General features: G+C 68.5%; 13 protein-coding genes and 2 tRNA genes. 12 read left to right on the top strand and 3 right to left on the bottom strand.

Annotated features, from left to right (window positions below):
• Window positions 1-38: 38 nt before the first annotated feature.
• A complete protein-coding gene (locus ACFQ0P_RS04295; protein WP_204980715.1) occupies window positions 39-1373 on the top strand; it encodes an ABC transporter substrate-binding protein in 1335 nt (444 codons plus the stop codon).
• A gap of 56 nt (window positions 1374-1429) precedes the next feature.
• On the opposite strand, the gene ACFQ0P_RS04290 is transcribed toward ACFQ0P_RS04295, so the two are convergent.
• Together ACFQ0P_RS04290 and ACFQ0P_RS04285 are read right to left on the bottom strand one after the other, a co-directional pair.
• On the bottom strand, window positions 1430-2803 hold the full coding sequence (locus ACFQ0P_RS04290; protein WP_204980708.1) for a cryptochrome/photolyase family protein: 1374 nt from the start codon (window positions 2801-2803) through the stop codon (window positions 1430-1432).
• A 122-nt stretch (window positions 2804-2925) separates the two neighbouring features.
• Complete coding sequence (locus ACFQ0P_RS04285) at window positions 2926-4260, bottom strand: diacylglycerol/lipid kinase family protein (RefSeq protein WP_204980706.1); 1335 nt, start codon at window positions 4258-4260, stop codon at window positions 2926-2928.
• Window positions 4261-4443: 183 nt separating this feature from the next.
• Here ACFQ0P_RS04285 and serS point away from each other — a divergent pair, with 183 nt between their 5' ends.
• The 7 genes from serS to ACFQ0P_RS04250 all read left to right on the top strand — a co-directional run bounded on the left by serS (window position 4444) and on the right by ACFQ0P_RS04250 (window position 10195).
• The gene (gene serS, locus ACFQ0P_RS04280) at window positions 4444-5715 is read left to right on the top strand and encodes a serine--tRNA ligase (RefSeq protein WP_204980704.1); all 1272 of its coding nucleotides are present in this window, start codon (window positions 4444-4446) and stop codon (window positions 5713-5715) included.
• The gene (locus tag ACFQ0P_RS04275) at window positions 5712-6620 is read left to right on the top strand and encodes an HAD family hydrolase (RefSeq protein WP_204980702.1); all 909 of its coding nucleotides are present in this window, start codon (window positions 5712-5714) and stop codon (window positions 6618-6620) included. The genes serS and ACFQ0P_RS04275 overlap by 4 nt, the downstream gene beginning before the upstream one ends.
• Before the next feature lie 134 nt (window positions 6621-6754).
• Window positions 6755-6839: transfer RNA gene (locus ACFQ0P_RS04270), tRNA-Ser, on the top strand.
• A gap of 45 nt (window positions 6840-6884) precedes the next feature.
• Window positions 6885-8174: an LCP family protein gene (locus ACFQ0P_RS04265; protein ID WP_378771447.1), complete on the top strand. Its 1290-nt coding sequence runs from the start codon at window positions 6885-6887 to the stop codon at window positions 8172-8174.
• Entirely contained in the window at window positions 8174-9484 is a 1311-nt protein-coding gene (locus ACFQ0P_RS04260; RefSeq protein ID WP_204980699.1) for an LCP family protein, read from the top strand. The genes ACFQ0P_RS04265 and ACFQ0P_RS04260 overlap by 1 nt, the downstream gene beginning before the upstream one ends.
• 87 nt (window positions 9485-9571) lie before the next feature.
• Window positions 9572-9660, top strand: a tRNA-Ser gene (locus ACFQ0P_RS04255).
• A 142-nt stretch (window positions 9661-9802) separates the two neighbouring features.
• Complete coding sequence (locus tag ACFQ0P_RS04250) at window positions 9803-10195, top strand: hypothetical protein (RefSeq protein WP_378771445.1); 393 nt, start codon at window positions 9803-9805, stop codon at window positions 10193-10195.
• Window positions 10196-10205: 10 nt separating this feature from the next.
• On the opposite strand, the gene ACFQ0P_RS04245 is transcribed toward ACFQ0P_RS04250, so the two are convergent.
• Entirely contained in the window at window positions 10206-11210 is a 1005-nt protein-coding gene (locus ACFQ0P_RS04245) for a LacI family DNA-binding transcriptional regulator (RefSeq protein ID WP_204980697.1), read from the bottom strand.
• 136 nt (window positions 11211-11346) lie between these two features.
• Between ACFQ0P_RS04245 and ACFQ0P_RS04240 the strand changes: the two genes are divergently transcribed.
• The 4 genes from ACFQ0P_RS04240 to ACFQ0P_RS04225 are packed head-to-tail and all read left to right on the top strand — an operon-like array spanning window position 11347 to window position 16009.
• Window positions 11347-12870, top strand: a complete 1524-nt coding sequence (locus tag ACFQ0P_RS04240; RefSeq protein WP_204980696.1) for a sugar ABC transporter ATP-binding protein — start codon at window positions 11347-11349, stop codon at window positions 12868-12870.
• Window positions 12867-13853 carry an ABC transporter permease gene (locus tag ACFQ0P_RS04235; protein ID WP_204980695.1) on the top strand — a complete coding sequence of 329 codons (987 nt, stop codon included), beginning with the start codon at window positions 12867-12869 and terminating at the stop codon, window positions 13851-13853. Before ACFQ0P_RS04240 ends, ACFQ0P_RS04235 begins: the two co-directional genes overlap by 4 nt.
• Window positions 13850-14920, top strand: coding sequence for an ABC transporter permease (locus ACFQ0P_RS04230; protein WP_204980694.1), 1071 nt, complete (start codon window positions 13850-13852; stop codon window positions 14918-14920). The genes ACFQ0P_RS04235 and ACFQ0P_RS04230 overlap by 4 nt, the downstream gene beginning before the upstream one ends.
• Window positions 14921-14950: 30 nt before the next feature.
• Entirely contained in the window at window positions 14951-16009 is a 1059-nt protein-coding gene (locus ACFQ0P_RS04225) for a rhamnose ABC transporter substrate-binding protein (protein WP_204980693.1), read from the top strand.
• Window positions 16010-16091: the final 82 nt, after the last annotated feature.

Genomic DNA, 16091 nt, shown 5'->3' with positions numbered 1-16091 from the left:
CCGCCGGCGTCGCCGGCGACCAACCGAGAGAAGGAATCATGCAGCACATGAAGAGAGCGGTCGGCGTCGCCCTGCTCACTGCGGGCGTCCTCGTCGTGGCGGGATGCTCCGCCTCCGGAGGCGACTCGGGCAACGGTGGAGACGCCGGTGCCTGCGAGCCCGCGGGCGAAGACGTCACGCTGTCGTTCACCTCGTGGATCCCCGGCATCGAGGATGCCGTCGCGATCTGGAACGAGGCGAACCCCGACATCCAGGTCGAGGTCCAGACCGGACCCTCCGGCAACGCCGGCACGTACCAGAACTTCTTCAACCAGCTCGAGGCCGGCAACGCCCCCGACCTGGGCCAGATCGAGTACGACGCGCTCCCGAACTTCCGGGTGCAGGACGGCCTCGAGAACCTCGCCGCGTGCGAGGACGTCGTCGCCGCCGGCGACCAGTTCGTCGACTGGACCTGGGGTCAGGTCACGCTCGGCACCGAGGACGAGGTCTACGGCATCCCGCAGGACTCCGGACCCATGGCGCTGTTCTACCGCAGCGACCTGTTCGAGGAGAACGGCATCGAGGTGCCCACGACGTGGGAGGAGTACCGTGCCGCGGCCGAGCAGATCCGCGAGCTGGGCGGGTACATCACCAACTTCTCGCAGACCGACATCAACCAGTTCGCCGGATTCGTCTGGCAGGCCGGCGGCGAGTGGTTCGCCAACGACGGCGAGGCGTGGACTGTCGAGCTGACGGACGAGACCTCCGTCAAGGTGGCCGACTACTGGCAGGACCTCATCGAGAACGATCTCGTGTCGACCTACCCGGCGTGGACCGATGAGTGGAACAACGCCTACAACTCCGGTGAGGTCTGGACGTGGAACTCCGCGGTCTGGGGTGCCAACTCCATCGCCAGCGGCGCTCCCGACACGGCCGGCAACTGGCGGGTCGCGCAGGGTCCGCAGTGGGAGGCGGGCGAGTCCGCCGCGGGCAACTGGGGCGGCTCGTCGATCGCGGTGTTCAAGGGAACCGACCACCTCTACGAGGCGGCGAAGTTCGCGCTGTGGCTCAACACCTCCGAGGAGGCGCTGACGTCGCTGAACGAGACCGCCGCGATCTACCCGGCGACGACGGCCGGCCTCGAGCTCCCCGCGCTCCAGGAGGGCGTGGAGTTCTACGGCGACCAGCCCATCTACGAGATCTTCGCCGCCGCGGCGAGCGAGGTGAACCCCGACTTCGTGTGGGGGCCGACGATGACGCAGACCTACGCCGACGTGTCGGACGGCTTCAAGAACGCCGTCTCGGGCTCGGGCACCCTCGCGGACGCGCTGGCAGCGGCGCAGGAGTCCACGATCGCCGCACTGGAGGCACAGTCCATCCCGGTCAGCCAGTGATCCCGGAGTGATCCCCAGGTGATCCTGGGGATCACGCCGCCCCCGCGCCGCGGGAGTCAGCCCTCCGCTCGACTCCCGCGGCGCGGGGCGCGTTTGACCTCTTCGTAGGCGTCGAGCGCCGCCTTGCGCGTCTCGCCGAGGTTCACGATCGGCTCCGGCGGATCCTCGGACAGGTGCTCGGGAGCCCACTGCCGGATGTAATGCCCGTCCGGGTCGAACTTCTTGGCCTGCAGCTCGGGGTTGAAGACGCGGAAGTACGGCGCCGCGTCGGCCCCCGACCCGGCCACCCACTGCCAGTTGAACGGGTTGTTCGCGGCATCCGCGTCGACCAGCGTGTCCCAGAACCACTGCTCGCCGCGTCGCCAGTCGATGAGGAGGTTCTTGATGAGGAAGGATGCCGTGACCATGCGCACGCGGTTGTGCATGTACCCGGTCTCCCACAGCTCGCGCATGCCGGCGTCGACGAGGGGGACCCCGGTGCGCCCCCGTTGCCAGGCCTCGAGGTGCGTCGGCTTCAGCCGCGGCCACGGGAAGGCGTCGAACTCGCGCCGCAGGTTCTCGGTCGCCAAATCGGGGAAGTGGAACAGCGTGTGCCACGCGAACTCGCGCCACCCGAGCTCGGAGAGGAACTTGCCCGCCCGCCCGGACTCGACGCCCGCGTGCCACACGGTGTGCGGGCTGAGCTCGCCCCACCGCAGGCGCGGCGACAGCTGAGACGTCGCCCCTGCCGCGGGCTCGTCCCGGGCGCGGTCGTAGTGGCCGATGTCGTCGGCGAAGAAGTCGCGCAGTCGCCCCCGCGCGGCGGGCTCGCCGGGCTCCCACGTCTCGCGCAGCCCGCCGGCCCAGTCCGGACGCGTGGGCAGCAGGTTCCAGTCGCCGAGGTCGTCGGAGGCGATCGGATGCTTCGGCCCCGCGACCTCGCGCGGTTCGGGCAGCGGGGCGCGCGGCGGCGGCGCGGCCAGGCACGCGCGCCAGAACGGCGAGAACACCGAGAAGTGGCTGCCGGACCCGGTCGTCACCGTCCACGGCTCGAAGAGGACGGATGCCGCGAACGAGGCCACCTCGACCCCGTCGGCGCGCAGCGACTCCTTGAGCCCGGCGTCGATGCGCCGCTCGGCCCCGCCGTAGCGACGGTTCCAGAACACGGCGCCGGCCGAGGCATCCGTCACCGCCTCGCGGACCACACGCGCCGCCGGACCGCGCCGCAGCACGAGCGATCCGCCGCGCTCGGCGAGGCGATCGGCCAGCGAGGCGAGGGAGTGGTGGAGCCACCAGCGGGCCGCGCCGCCCAGGGCGCGGACGCCGTCGGACTCCTCGTCGAGGACGTAGAGCGCGATGACGGGTTCGTCGCGGTCGAGCGCTGCGCGCAGGGCCGGGTTGTCGGCGAGGCGCAGGTCGTCGCGCAGCCACACGATCGAGGGGCTCGGCATGGGTACATCCTGCCCCCGTCTGGGTGCTCGCGGCCGCTCTTGACATCTTGCCGAGAGGGCGCGAACGACCGTATCCGGGGCAGCGAACCCGTCGTAGGCGCCCTCGCGGCGAGGACCGGCGGTCAGAGCCCGGTGGTGTCGTGCCCGCGGGGGACGGCGATGAGGAGGGCACCGGGGTCGACGTGGGTGCGGACCCGCACGGCCTCGCCGAACTCGTCGCCGTCGAGCTGCACGGGAGTGGCGTCGGAGGTCGCGATCTCGATGCCCGTGCCGCGGGAGTAGCGGACCGAGTTGTCCTTCGTGCGCAGCGCGAGCACGCGACGACCCGCACGGAATCGGCGGAGAAAGCTGTTGTCCCACGCGACCCGGCGCCACACGAAGATCCATCCGAGCGCACCCTTGGGCTGGAAGATGACGATGTCGAGCGAGCCGTCGGCGACGGATGCCTCGGGGATGAGCTCGAGCCCGGCGGGCAGCGAGCCGCAGTTGGCGAAGAGCACGCTCTGCACGCGCGCGGAGTGCAGGCGATGGCCGTCCAGCTGGTACATGATGCGGAACGGCTTCGCCGAGGCGAGCGACCTCGCCGCGCCGTCCACGTAGGCGACCCAGCCCACGGTCTTCTTCAGCTGCGGGTTGGTGTTGGCGATCATCGCGGCATCCAGCCCCATGCCGCCCATGACCACGAAGGCGTGCTCGGCGACCTCGCCGTCGGGGCGTCGCAGTGTCGCCCAGCCCACGTCCATCGCGAGGCGGTCGCCCTCGAAGGTCGCCCGGATCACCGCCTCGGCGTCGTCGAGCGGCAGGCGCAGATTGCGGGCGAGGAGGTTGCCGGTGCCGCTCGGCACGATCGTCAGGGGCACGCCCGAGCCGCTCATCGCCTCGGACACCGCCCGCACGGTGCCGTCGCCGCCGGCGACGAGGACGGCGTCGACGCCCTCCTTCAGCGCCTGGCGGGTGACGTCGTCGCCGAGGTCGTCGACGGTGGTCTCGTAGAACAGGGGCTCCGACCAGCCCGCCTCGGACGACAGCCGCTCGACGCTCGCGCGCAGGGCGTCGGCGTCGACCTTGATCGGGTTGTAGACCAGTGCAGCCTTCGGGGACGGACGCTCCGCCTCGTCCTCCATCGGGCGCGGCTCGCCCTCGGGGCCGACCCGGCGGGCGGCGCCGCCCTCGCCGTCGGTCGTGTCGGGCTCGACGTCGTCGGGTTCGCGGATCACCTCGTCGGGCTTCGCCGCGTCCGCCGGATCGGGAGCGTCCGCGCCGGAGTCGTCGGACCGGTCCGCGTCGTCGCGCTCGGCGTCGTCGTCGGCGGAGGTCGGCGCACCCACCGCCTGGAACTCGGCGGTCGCCGGCCCGTCGGCATAGATCTTGTCGGCGGGGTGGGGTGGGTCGACGTCGTCGCGCGCGGGGTCGTTTTCGCGCGCGGGGTCGTCGTTCGATCCGGATGCCGCGGCCATGCGTCCCACCCTAGAGCCGCGGCGGCGCTGCGCGGCGCCGAGAAATGAGGAGAAACGCCGTGCGGCGGTCGGGCGCACGGCGTGTCTCCTCGGATTTCTCCTGCCGGTGCGCCCCTCACCTCGCCCCGCGGCGGGGCGCCCCACACGGAAACCCCGTCCTGACCGGCGGCTAAGCTTGCAAGGGTGATCGATCCTGTGCTCCTCCGCGAGAATCCCGAGCTGGTCAAGCGCTCGCAGGAGGCGCGCGGGGAGTCTCCCGAGTCGGTCGACGAGGCGCTCGCCGCCGATCGTGACCGGCGGGCCGCCATCACCGCCTTCGAAGAGCTCCGCGCGGCACAGAACGCCCACGGAAAGCGGGTCGCACAGGCGCCGAAAGACGAGAAGGCGGCGCTCGTCGCCGAGGCGAAGCAGCTGAGCGAACGGGTCAAGCAGGCCCAGCACGCGGTCACCGCGGCAGACGAGGCATCCGCTCTCGCCCTCTCGAAGATCGAGAACATCGTCATCGACGGCGTGCCGGCGGGGGGCGAAGACGACTTCGTCACGCTGCGCACCCACGGGGAGGTGCCCTCGTTCGGGTTCGAGCCGCGCGACCACCTCGAGCTCGGCGAGCTGCTGGGCGCGATCGACATGGAGCGCGGCACGAAGGTCTCGGGCAGCCGCTTCTACTTCCTCAAGGGCATCGGCGCGCGCCTCGAGCTCGCGCTCATGAACCTCGCCCTCGACCGGGCGCTCGAGGCGGGGTTCGTGCCGCTCATCCCGCCGACCCTCGTGCGGCCCGAGGTCATGCGGGGCACAGGGTTCCTCGGTCAGCACGCCGCCGAGGTGTACCACCTCGAGGAGGACGACCTCTACCTGGTCGGCACGAGCGAGGTGCCGCTGGCCGGCTACCACATGGACGAGATCCTCGACCTCGGCGCGGGCCCGAAGCGCTACGCCGGCTGGTCGACGTGCTACCGCCGCGAGGCCGGGTCCTACGGCAAGGACACCCGCGGCATCATCCGCGTGCACCAGTTCAACAAGCTCGAGATGTTCGTCTACACGACCCCCGAGGACGCCGAGGCCGAGCATGTGCGCCTCGTCGAACTGCAGGAGAGGATGCTGCAGGACCTGGGTCTGAGCTATCGCGTCATCGACGTCGCGGCCGGCGACCTCGGGTCCAGCGCCGCGCGCAAGTACGACGTCGAGGCCTGGGTCCCGACGCAGAACGCGTACCGCGAGCTCACCTCGACCTCGAACTGCACGACGTACCAGGCGCGGCGGCTCGACATCCGTCACCGCCTCCCCGCCGACCGCGGCGGCAAGACCGAGCCCGTCGCGACGCTCAACGGCACCCTCGCGACGACGCGGTGGATCGTCGCGATCCTCGAGACCCACCAGCGCGAGGACGGCTCGGTCACCGTCCCGGAGGTGCTGCGCCCGTTCCTCGGCGGCCTCGAGGTGATCGAGCCCGTATGACCGAAGCGCACCTGCCGCCGACCGGCGCCGTCAAGGTGGTCAAGCCCAAGAAGGCGGCCAAGCTCGTCGAGCGGGTCGCCCGCGACACCGAGGACGCGTCCGTCCACACCGAGCGACTGCTCATCGTGCTCGACATCGACGGCACGGTCATCCTCGAGGACGAGTCGCTCAGTCCCGGGGTGGTCGACGCCGTCGCGCACGCGCAGCGCGCGGGCCACGAGGTGATGATCGCGACCGGGCGCAGCTGGGAGGGCACGCGCGGCATCCTGCGCGTCCTCGGGATCGCGCCGGAGTACGTCGTGTGCTCGAACGGCGCGGTGGTGCTCAAGCGTGTCGAGGCCGACGAGCTGCGGTACGAGCGCGACCACGTCGAGACGTTCGACCCGGCAGAGGTGCTGACGCTGCTGCGCGAGCATCTCCCCGACGCGCGCTATCTCGTCGAGCTCCCCGACGGGCGCCGGCTGTACACGGAGTACCTCGACGACTGGAACCTCGTGCACGCGCAGCGCGTCCCGTTCGACGAGCTCGGCGCCCAGCCGGTGTGCCGCATCGTCGTGGTCGCCCCGGATCAGCACGAGGACGACTTCATCGACCTCGTCGACCGCATCGGCCTCAACCAGGTCTCGTACGCCGTGGGGTGGACGGCGTGGCTCGACATCGCGCCGCAGGGCGTCGACAAGAGCACCGGCCTCGAGCTGGTCCGCACCGAGCTGGGCATCGATCCCGCGCACGTCCTCGTGATCGGCGACGGCCGCAACGACGTCGGCATGTTCCGGTGGGCGCTGCAGAACGGCGGGCGCGCCGTCGCGATGGAGCAGGGTCCGGCCGAGGTGAGGGATGCCGCGGGCGAGACGACCACGTCGGTGTCGGCGGGCGGCGTGGCCGAGGTGCTGCGCCGGCTCTGACGCTGCGCGGGGAACGCGGCATCCGGTGCGTCTTTCAGACCTTGCACAGGCGGTGCTGGAAGAATCGGTCGACAGTGCTGTCGGCTAGACTCGACGCCTGTTCGACGGATGCCTCCTCACGGAGGGGTCGGTCGGGAGGGTTGTCCGAGCGGCCGATGGACCTGGTCTTGAAAACCAGTGGGCAGCAATGTCCCGTGGGTTCGAATCCCACACCCTCCGCATGGCGTGGCTCGTCTGGGGGGTGACCACCCCGAGAGGAGCCGAGTGACCGAGACGACCAAGCCCGCCAAGCGCGGCCGTCGCACCGTCGCACGGCACGGCGAGTTGCGCTCGCCGCATCCTTTCTCGCTCGTCATGAAGGTGATCGGCGTGATCCTCGCCGTCGTCCTCGTGTCGGGGGCGGGCGTGGCCGCCTATGCCGCGATCGACCTCACCTCGAGCATCGCCCAGAATTCCGTGGCCCTCGAGGGTCAGGAGCCCGTGCCGCCCGACATCGGGGCGATCGAAGGCGGCGTGAACGTGCTCCTCGTCGGGACCGACGAGTGCGAGCCCGAGTACGCGGGGATCTTCGGTGACCGCTGCACCGGCGCGGATGCCGGCGGGCAGCTCAACGACGTCAACATGCTGCTGCACATCTCCGACAATCCGCGTCGCGTCACGGTGATCTCGTTCCCGCGCGACCTGATGGTCCCGATCCCGTCGTGCACGCGCGAGGACGGGTCGGTCAGTTCGGCGATGTCGAAGCAGCAGATCAACACGGCGTGGTCGTACGGCGGCCTGTCCTGCGTGACCAAGACGGTCTCCGAGCTCAGCGGCATGAACATCCCGTTCGCGGCGAAGGTCAGCTTCGGCAACGTCATCAACATCACCGACGCGATCGGCGGCGTCGACGTGTGCATCGGCAACGGCGGCATCCGCGACCGCTACACCGGCATCGACTGGCCGGCGGGCAACCGCAACGTCCAGGGCCTCGAGGCGCTGCAGTTCCTGCGCACGCGCCACGGGCTCGAGAACGGCAGCGACCTCGCCCGCATCTCCAACCAGCAGCAGTACATGTCGAGCCTCGCGCGGAAGCTGACGAGCGAGGAGGTGCTGTCGAACCCGGCAACGCTGTACAAGCTCGCCACGACCGCGGTCGACAACATCACGCCGAGCCAGTCGCTCGCCAACCCGACCACGATCGTGCAGATCGCGCTCGCGGTGAAGGACGTGCCGCTGGACGAGATCGTGTTCCTCCAGTACCCGGTGGGCGCCGACCCCGACGACATCAACCGCGTCGTGCCGGACTACGCCACGGCCGACACGCTGTGGACGCTGCTCGCCGAGAACAAGCCGCTCAACGTCACGAACGACCCGAACCAGGGCGGCGGTGTCATCGCGGTCGAGCCGCAGCCGACCGAGCAGCCCGCCGAGACCCCTGCGGCCACCCCCGAGCCCACCGCTTCGGGTACGCCCGAGCCGACCGAGACGCCCGTCGACCTCCCCGACTCGATCGCGGGCACGTCGGGCGCCGACCAGACCTGCTCCGCCGGAAACCTCCAGGCCGTCGGCTGATGGCGGGGTCTCCGCCCGCGAGCCGGGCCACCCTGGCGCGTCACGCCACCGGCCGGGAGCGGCATCCATTCGTCTCCCTGCTCGCGATGGTCGCCGTCGTGCTCGGCGTGGTCGGGACGAGCGCCGTCGGCCTCCTCGCCTTCCAGGTGTGGGATGCCGCGAACTCGCTGTCCGCGAACGCCGTGGTCATCGGACAGGACCAGGAGCTCCCGCCGTCGCTCGGCGCGATCGAGGGCGGCGTGAACCTGCTCGTCGTGGGGACCGACTCGTGCGAAGGGGCGAACGCGACGCTGTCGGGGGCGTGCCAGAACGGCGACACAGACGGCGAGCGCAACGACGTGACGATGCTCGTGCACATATCGGACGAGCCCCGGCGCGTGACCGTGGTGTCGTTCCCGCGCGACATGGTGGTGCCGATTCCGGCGTGCCCGACCGAGGACGGCTCGGGCTACTACTCGGCGATGAGTGCGCAGATGCTCAACGCGTCCTACATGTACGGCGGGCTGCCTTGCACGGTGCTGACCGTGCAGCAGCTCATCGGCGAGGAGATCGACTTCGCGGCGGCGATCCGCTGGACCGGCGTGATCAACATGTCCGACGCCATCGGGGGAGTGGATGTGTGCGTGTCGGGTGACGTGAGCGATCCGCACACGGGCCTGAGCCTCACCGCGGGCACCCACACCCTCGAGGGTGTGCAGGCCCTGCAGTTCCTGCGCATGCGGCACGGGATCGGCGACGGATCAGACCTCGGCCGCATCTCGAACCAGCAGCAGTTCATGTCGTCGATGGTGCGCAAGCTGCAGTCCGACTCCGTGCTCGCAAACCCGTCCGTGCTGTTCAACCTCGCCGGGACCGCGATCAGCCAGGTGCAGCAGCAGCAGCTCGTGCTCAGCCAGTCCCTCGCCAACCCGACACTTATGGTGCAGATCGCCATGGCGGTGAAGGACGTCCCGTACGAGGACATCGTGTTCGTGCAGTATCCGACCGCATACAGCGAGGGCTACAGCCGGGTGCTTCCGGTGACGGATGCCGCGGAGGTGCTGTTCGCCGCGATCCGCGACAACAAGCCGCTCACGCTCACGGGCGAGGCGAGCCAGGGCTACGGCGTCGAGGTGACCGGCGAGGCTGCGCAGCCGACCCCCGATCCCGATGCGACGGCGACGCCTTCGCCTGACGCGGGTGGTGGCGAGGCTGGCGGTTCCGGGGCCGACACTCCAGCGGAGGCCGCGCCCGAGGAGCGGGTCGATCTGCCGTCGAACATCGCGGGGCAGACGGCGGCCCAGACCACCTGCACGGTTCCGCAGTACTGACCCGCGCCGGGTCGGGCCGGTTCTGTGCGGTCGCGCGGAGCGGTTATGATTGCTGGGCGCGTCCGGCCGGTTTACGCTCGGGCGCCTGGAGACGTCGCATAGTCAGGCCTAGTGCACCACCCTGCTAAGGTGGAGTCCCCTCACGGGGACCGAGGGTTCAAATCCCTCCGTCTCCGCAGAAAAATCCCCGGTTATCCGGGGGTTTTGGCGTTGGCGTGGGATTGCGGTTTCGGAGCTGGACCAGCGAATATCCACGCCAACTGTCCCCCAAGTGTCCCCCGACGGAATCAGGGCCTCGGCGGTGGCCAATCGTGCGGCGTGTGCGCGCCGCTGACCTTCACCGAGAACGTGAGCGTAAACGGCCAAGACCGTGCGGGGGTCATCGCCGAGATACTCCGCGACTTCGTGCACCGGCGTGCCGAGCCGAAGCCACGTCGATGCCGCATAGTGCCGAAGTGCGTGCCGGTGGAATCCGAGCAGGAACTTGCGGACGACGCCTACGGCCAGCTGTCCGCCTTGAGTGTTGGTGAAGAGGTAGTCGCTGTGCTTCTTGCCGGCGGCATGCTGACGGAAGATTCCGACGGCCCGGGGGGGCAGGGGGATCGCGCGACTGCCGCGCCACGTCTTGGGCGCCTTCTCGTCGTACCGATCCGAGTGCGAGCTCTCGACGGCGGCAACCCCCCGATCACCCGCGCGACGCCGACCTCATGACCGGGTGCATCTAGGCGGCGGGAGCCGACGAGCGGACGATCAGCTCGGGTACGAACACTGTCGTAGTGTGGCGATGGCTCTCGCCGTCCGCGATCTCAGAGATGATGTGCCCTACGGCAGCTCGGCCCATTTCGGCTTTGGGCTGCGCCACGCTCGTAATCTGGACGTCGCCCTCTGTCGCCAAGGCAAGGTCGCCGTATCCGACTACCCGGGCATCGCGAGGCACGTCAAGCCCTCCTTCGTGCAGGCCTCTGATGACCCCGAAGGCGAGTTGGTCGTTCGTGCAGAATACGTCGCGGGGGGAGCCCGATTCGGCAATCATGCGGCCCACTGCCACACCGTCCTCAATGGACATGCTTTCCGTCTCGTACTGCACAAGGCTGTGCGTGTCTACCGCCTGCAGGGTTCCCGCGAGACGGTCCGCACACTGCGGAATCGTCAGCGCGCCGTTCACGATCGTCAGCGCGCGAGTGTCGGGCCGACCGAGCAGGTGGTCCGCGGCTAGGCGTCCTCCGGCGACGTCGTCGACAACGACGGCGCAACTGTCGTGGGAGTTTTCTACGCGGTCGATCAGCACCAGATGGGTGCCTACCATTCGCAACTGCGTCAGTCTTTCAGCGGTGGCGAGAAGGGGCACCACTATGGCCCCCGCCGCGCGGTGCTCGGCGAGCATCTCGAAGTGGCGACGCTCCACCGCCGGGTCGTCATGGCTCACGCACAGCGCCAGCGCGTAACCCTGTTCGCCGGCTTCGACGGCGACGGATTCCGTGACTGCCGCGTAGAACGGGTTCACGATCTCAGGGACGACCAGGCCGATTACGCGAGCCGATCCCTTGCGGAGTGTCGCCGCAGCGCGGTTCGGGACGAAGTCGAGTTCCGTCATGACCGCGAGGATCCGCTCGCGGGTCGATTGGGCGACGAGGTGTGGGCGATTGATGGTGTTCGAGACCGTCGCGACAGTCACACCGGCGGCAGCTGCCACACGCGCGAGGCCGAGCCCCTTCTCGGCTGCCATCGACGATCCTCTCTCTCCCGGCTAGATCGTAGTCCCGACAGAATCACAATCTGATCGCCGCTCTTGACTTGGGCGCTCGCGCGGCTATAGTCGGGTTAGATTTAATCGATTAAACCACTCAATGGAGAGGATGGCGATGGTGCTCGAGCAGCCGGACGATCTGCCAGTGGTCGTTGCCCTCCGCGGCGCTGTCAAGACTTTCGGGCCTGTCGTGGCGTTGTCCGACGGCAGCATCGAACTGCGTGCTGGCGAGATTCACGCCCTGGTCGGCGAGAACGGCGCGGGCAAGTCCACGCTCGTGAAGATCCTCGCCGGCGTGCACCAACCGGATGCCGGCGAGTTCCTCGTCGCGGGCCAGTCCGTCGCCTTCAAGACGGTGGCCGAGAGCAAGGCGGCGGGAATCTCCGTCATCTATCAGGAGCCCACCCTTTTTCCGGACCTCACCGTGGCCGAGAACATCTTCGTCGGACGGCAGCCCCACAACCGGCTCGGGTTGGTCAGCCGGAGCCGGATGCGTCAACAGGCGCACTCGCTCTTCGAGCGGTTGGGCGTGGTCATCGATCCCGATCGGTCAGCGGAAGGACTTTCGATCGCCGATCAGCAGATCATCGAGATCGCCAAGGCGATCTCGATCGACGCGCGAGTGCTCGTCATGGACGAGCCGACCGCCGCGCTGAGCGGAGCTGAGGTCGACCGGCTGTTCGGGGTGGCCCGCGCCCTCCGAGACAACGGTGCGGCGATCCTGTTCATCTCGCACCGGTTCGAGGAGGTCTTCTCTCTGGCGGATGCGATCACGGTGATGCGCGACGGACGCTACATCTCCACCCACCGGACATCCGAGACGGACGCAGGGTCCATCGTCCGCGAGATGGTCGGCCGCGACATCGGGGCCCTCTTCCCAAAGGCGCCCGCCGATATCGGCGCCCCCGTCCTGGAGGTGAGGGGCCTCACCCGCGCAGGTGTCTTCTCCAATATCGACCTGACTGTGCGCGCCGGCGAGATCGTCGGTCTGTCGGGACTCGTCGGCGCGGGTCGCACTGAGGTCGCCCGCGCGATCTTTGGCATCGATCCGTACGACTCCGGCGAGGTCCGCGTGGGAGGCTCGTTGCTCTCACGGGGCAAGCCCCGGCGCGCAATCCTCGCAGGCATCGGCTTCGTTCCCGAGGATCGCCGCAAGCAGGGGCTTGTGATGGACCTCTCGGTGATGCGCAACATCGCGCTCACCCTGCGCAACTCTCTGTCCCGCCTCGGGATCATTCCGCCGCGCGCAGAACGCGCTGCGGCGGCCGAATGGGCCCAGAGGCTCCAGGTGAAGGCCGGGTCGCCCCTCATCGCCGTGTCCACCCTCTCGGGTGGCAATCAGCAGAAGGTCGTTCTCGCCAAGTGGCTCGCCACCGAACCGTCCCTGCTCATCGTCGATGAACCGACTCGCGGAATCGACGTAGGGACCAAGTCGGAGGTGCACCGGCTGCTCTCCGAACTCGCGGGACGCGGCATCGCGATCCTGATGATCTCGTCGGAGCTCCCCGAGATCCTGGGCATGTCTGATCGGGTGCTGGTGATGTCGGAAGGCCGCATCACCGCCAACCTGGACCGGGCAGATGCGAGTCCCGAAGCCATCATGCACGCGGCCCTGCCGTCGAAGGAGACCGTCCGATGAGCCTGTTGAGATCCGCCCTGCGTCTGCGGGAGGCGCCCGTAACGCTCGCGCTCATCGCGCTGGTGGCTCTCACGGCAATCGCCAACCCGCGGTTCCTCGCGCCACAGAGCGTCAAGGATCTCCTTCTGAATGCGACCATCCTGATGATCCTCGCCGCTGGTCAGGCAATCGTCCTCATCACCCGCAACGTCGACCTCTCCGTCGGATCAATTCTCGGCATTTCGGCATTCCTCACTGGCACACTCTTCGCCACGGTGCCGGGCATCCCGATCCCGATGGTGTTCGTCGCGGGCATCGCCATCGGCGGCGTGCTCGGGGCACTGAATGGTCTGCTGGTGACGATCGCGGGCGTGCCCTCGCTGGTGATCACCCTCGGAACGCTCTACATCTACCGAGGCATCAACAACGCCTGGGCCGGAGGCAAAGAGTACTTCTCGGGCGACCGCCCGGCGGAGTTCGGCAACCTCTCTATCGACACCATCCTCGGGTTCCCGATTATCACGCTGATCGCGATCGTCGTGATCGCGTTCCTGGCCATCGCCCTGGGATTCACGCGTAAAGGGCGTGACCTCTATGCGATCGGGTCGGACCCGGACGCCGCCCGCCTGTTCGGAATCCCCGTCACATCCCGCGTGTTCACAGCGTTCGCCGTGAACGGCATTCTCGCGGGACTGGCGGGCGTGCTCTACACGTCGAGGTTCAGCTCGGTCGGGGCGACAACCGGCACGGGAATGGAGCTGGACGTCGTCGCTGCCGCCGTCGTCGGCGGAGTTGCGATCTTCGGCGGCAGCGGGAGCGTGGTGGGGGCGGCGATCGGCGCGGTCCTGCTCACCACGATCACGAGTTCGCTCACCGCGGTGCGCGTCGACAAGTTCTGGCAGCAGGCGATCGTCGGCGTGCTCATCCTCGCGGCCATCGTCATCGATCGGCTGGCGGGGATGCGCGCGAAGCGAAAGCTCCGGATCAGCGAGGCAGTCTCATGACCATCACCCCGACTTCACCGATCTCTCTCGTCGATGAGGCCAAAGTGCGCTCCGGACCGGCGCGGGTGCTCCTGAGCCGTGACGGCATCTTCGTCGGCATCCTGCTCATCACCGTGCTTCTCGCGTGCCTGTTCGTACCGCGGTTCGCATCGCCCGTCACCTCCGGGTATCTGCTGCTCAACGCGGTGCCGGTGCTGCTGGTCGCCCTCCCGATGACGCTCATCATCATCACCGGCGAGATCGACCTGTCGGTGGCGAGCATCGCAGGCCTGACCGCGGCGACGGTAGGAAGCGTCACCCTCGCGGGGCACCCGTTCGGTCTCGCCGTGGCCGCCGCGATCGTCGTGGGCATCCTCGCGGGAGCCTTCAACGGTTTCCTTATCGCTTACGTCGGCCTACCCTCCCTCGCCGTGACGATCGGCACGCTTGCTCTCTTCCGAGGCCTTGCCCTCGTGCTCATCGGAGACAACTCGGTTTCGGCGAGCGCGCACCCCGAGTGGGCGACGGCCTTCATCAACGCGAAACTGGGCGGTTCCGGCATCCCGTTGATGATCATTCTCGTCGCCGTGATCATCGTCATCTTCGCGATCGTGCTGCACGCGACGCCCTTCGGCCGCGGTCTGTATGCGCTCGGTTTCAGCAAAGAGGCGGCCCGATTCGTCGGCATCAGTGTGCGCACGTCGAAATTCTGGCTCTATGTCGCCAGCGGAGCGGTGTGCTCGCTCGTCGGCATCTTCTGGTCGCTCTACTACAGCGCACGCAGTGACAGTGCGGCCGGACTGGAGCTCACCGTCATCGCGGCCGTGCTACTAGGCGGTGTTTCGATCTTCGGTGGACGCGGCACGATCCTGGGCGCCGTCACCGGTGTCCTGCTGATCGCCACAATCACGTACGCAATGCGCTTGCAGCGCATTCCCGACGTGACGCTCGTGATCGTCACCGGGGTGCTCCTCATCGCCTCCGTTATCGGCCCGCGCGTGCTGGACGCTCTCCGCGAGCGCTCGCACGTGCGGCGGGTTCAGCGCACACTTCCTCGACCTGCCCGGGCCGAGGCGTCCGACGCCTAGCACCAGGCGTCCTGCTCGAAGGGAAAGACAATGAAGTTCATCCGCACCACCAGGACCAGGCGCCACGGCGCCGGCATCGTCGCCGCAGCCGCAGCTGTCGTCCTCGTCATGACCGGTTGCGCTGCGAGTGGCGGCGACGGCGGCGGCGAGTCCGAGGCACCCGCAGACGCCGCGATCACATTCATTCCGAAGAACCTCAACAACCCCTACATCACCCTGGAGCTGTCTGGAGCGAAGGAAGCGGCGGAAGAGCTCGGCTACACCTACGCCGAGGCAGCCCCCCTCGACGCCGGCGCCGACAGTCAGATCCCGTTCATCCAGACCGAGGTTCAGAACGGCACCAACATCGTTGCCGTCTCGCCCAACGATCCCGATGCCGTCTGCCCGGCGATGGAAGACGCCCGTGCAGGAGGCGCGAAGCTCATCACCTTCGACTCCGATTCGGCTGTCGAGTGTCGTGACCTCTTCATCAACCAGGTGTCGGTGGAAGCCGTCGCCAAGGGTCAACTCGAGCAGCTGTACGAACAGATCGGTGGAACCGGAGAGATCGCCATTCTCTCCGCCACGGCGGCAGCCCCGAACCAGAACTCGTGGATCGCGGCGATGGAAGAGGAGATCGACGCGAACCCCGACTACGAGTGGGACCTGGTAGCCACCGTGTACGGCGACGATGACGACACCAAGTCGTTCCAGGAAGCACAGGGGCTGCTGCAGTCCTACCCGGAGCTGAAGGGCATCATCTCGCCCACCACGGTGGGCATCGCTGCGACTGCGCGTTATCTGTCTACGTCGGAATACAAGGGCAAGGTCGCATTGGTGGGCCTGGGCCTCCCCGGCCAGATGAAGGAATACCTCGAGGACGGCACCGTGGAGGCCTTCGCCCTGTGGGATCCGTCCGAGGTCGGCTATCTGACGACATACGCCGGCAAGGCGCTGCTCGACGGAACCATCACAGGAAAAGAGGGTGACACCTTCGACGCCGGCAAGCTCGGTTCCTACACGGTGGGTCCCGATGGGCTCGTCCTCGTCGGCGAGCTGCTGAAGTTCGATGCCGAGAACATCGACGAGTACGACTACATCTCGTTCTGAGCCACGGGGTGGCGGGCACAGCTCGCCACCCCCCATTTCCCCCGCACACTCCCGGCCATCTGCGCCGACCCCGAAACGAAGG

This window comes from Microbacterium insulae (assembly GCF_042677065.1).
GTDB lineage: Bacteria > Actinomycetota > Actinomycetes > Actinomycetales > Microbacteriaceae > Microbacterium > Microbacterium insulae.
The sequence above is the reverse complement of the archived record's forward strand: the minus strand, read 5'-3'. Positions and strand labels throughout refer to the sequence as shown.

What these genes read in the sequence shown, in the direction of transcription:
- ACFQ0P_RS04295 (WP_204980715.1), top strand. Translation starts at nt 39, where the DNA reads ATGCAGCACATGAAGAGAGCGGTCGGCGTCGCCCTGCTCACTGCGGGC.
- ACFQ0P_RS04290 (WP_204980708.1), bottom strand. Translation starts at nt 2,803, where the DNA reads ATGCCGAGCCCCTCGATCGTGTGGCTGCGCGACGACCTGCGCCTCGCC.
- ACFQ0P_RS04285 (WP_204980706.1), bottom strand. Translation starts at nt 4,260, where the DNA reads ATGGCCGCGGCATCCGGATCGAACGACGACCCCGCGCGCGAAAACGAC.
- ACFQ0P_RS04275 (WP_204980702.1), top strand. Translation starts at nt 5,712, where the DNA reads ATGACCGAAGCGCACCTGCCGCCGACCGGCGCCGTCAAGGTGGTCAAG.
- ACFQ0P_RS04260 (WP_204980699.1), top strand. Translation starts at nt 8,174, where the DNA reads ATGGCGGGGTCTCCGCCCGCGAGCCGGGCCACCCTGGCGCGTCACGCC.
- ACFQ0P_RS04245 (WP_204980697.1), bottom strand. Translation starts at nt 11,210, where the DNA reads ATGGCAGCCGAGAAGGGGCTCGGCCTCGCGCGTGTGGCAGCTGCCGCC.
- ACFQ0P_RS04240 (WP_204980696.1), top strand. Translation starts at nt 11,347, where the DNA reads ATGGTGCTCGAGCAGCCGGACGATCTGCCAGTGGTCGTTGCCCTCCGC.
- ACFQ0P_RS04235 (WP_204980695.1), top strand. Translation starts at nt 12,867, where the DNA reads ATGAGCCTGTTGAGATCCGCCCTGCGTCTGCGGGAGGCGCCCGTAACG.
- ACFQ0P_RS04230 (WP_204980694.1), top strand. Translation starts at nt 13,850, where the DNA reads ATGACCATCACCCCGACTTCACCGATCTCTCTCGTCGATGAGGCCAAA.
- ACFQ0P_RS04225 (WP_204980693.1), top strand. Translation starts at nt 14,951, where the DNA reads ATGAAGTTCATCCGCACCACCAGGACCAGGCGCCACGGCGCCGGCATC.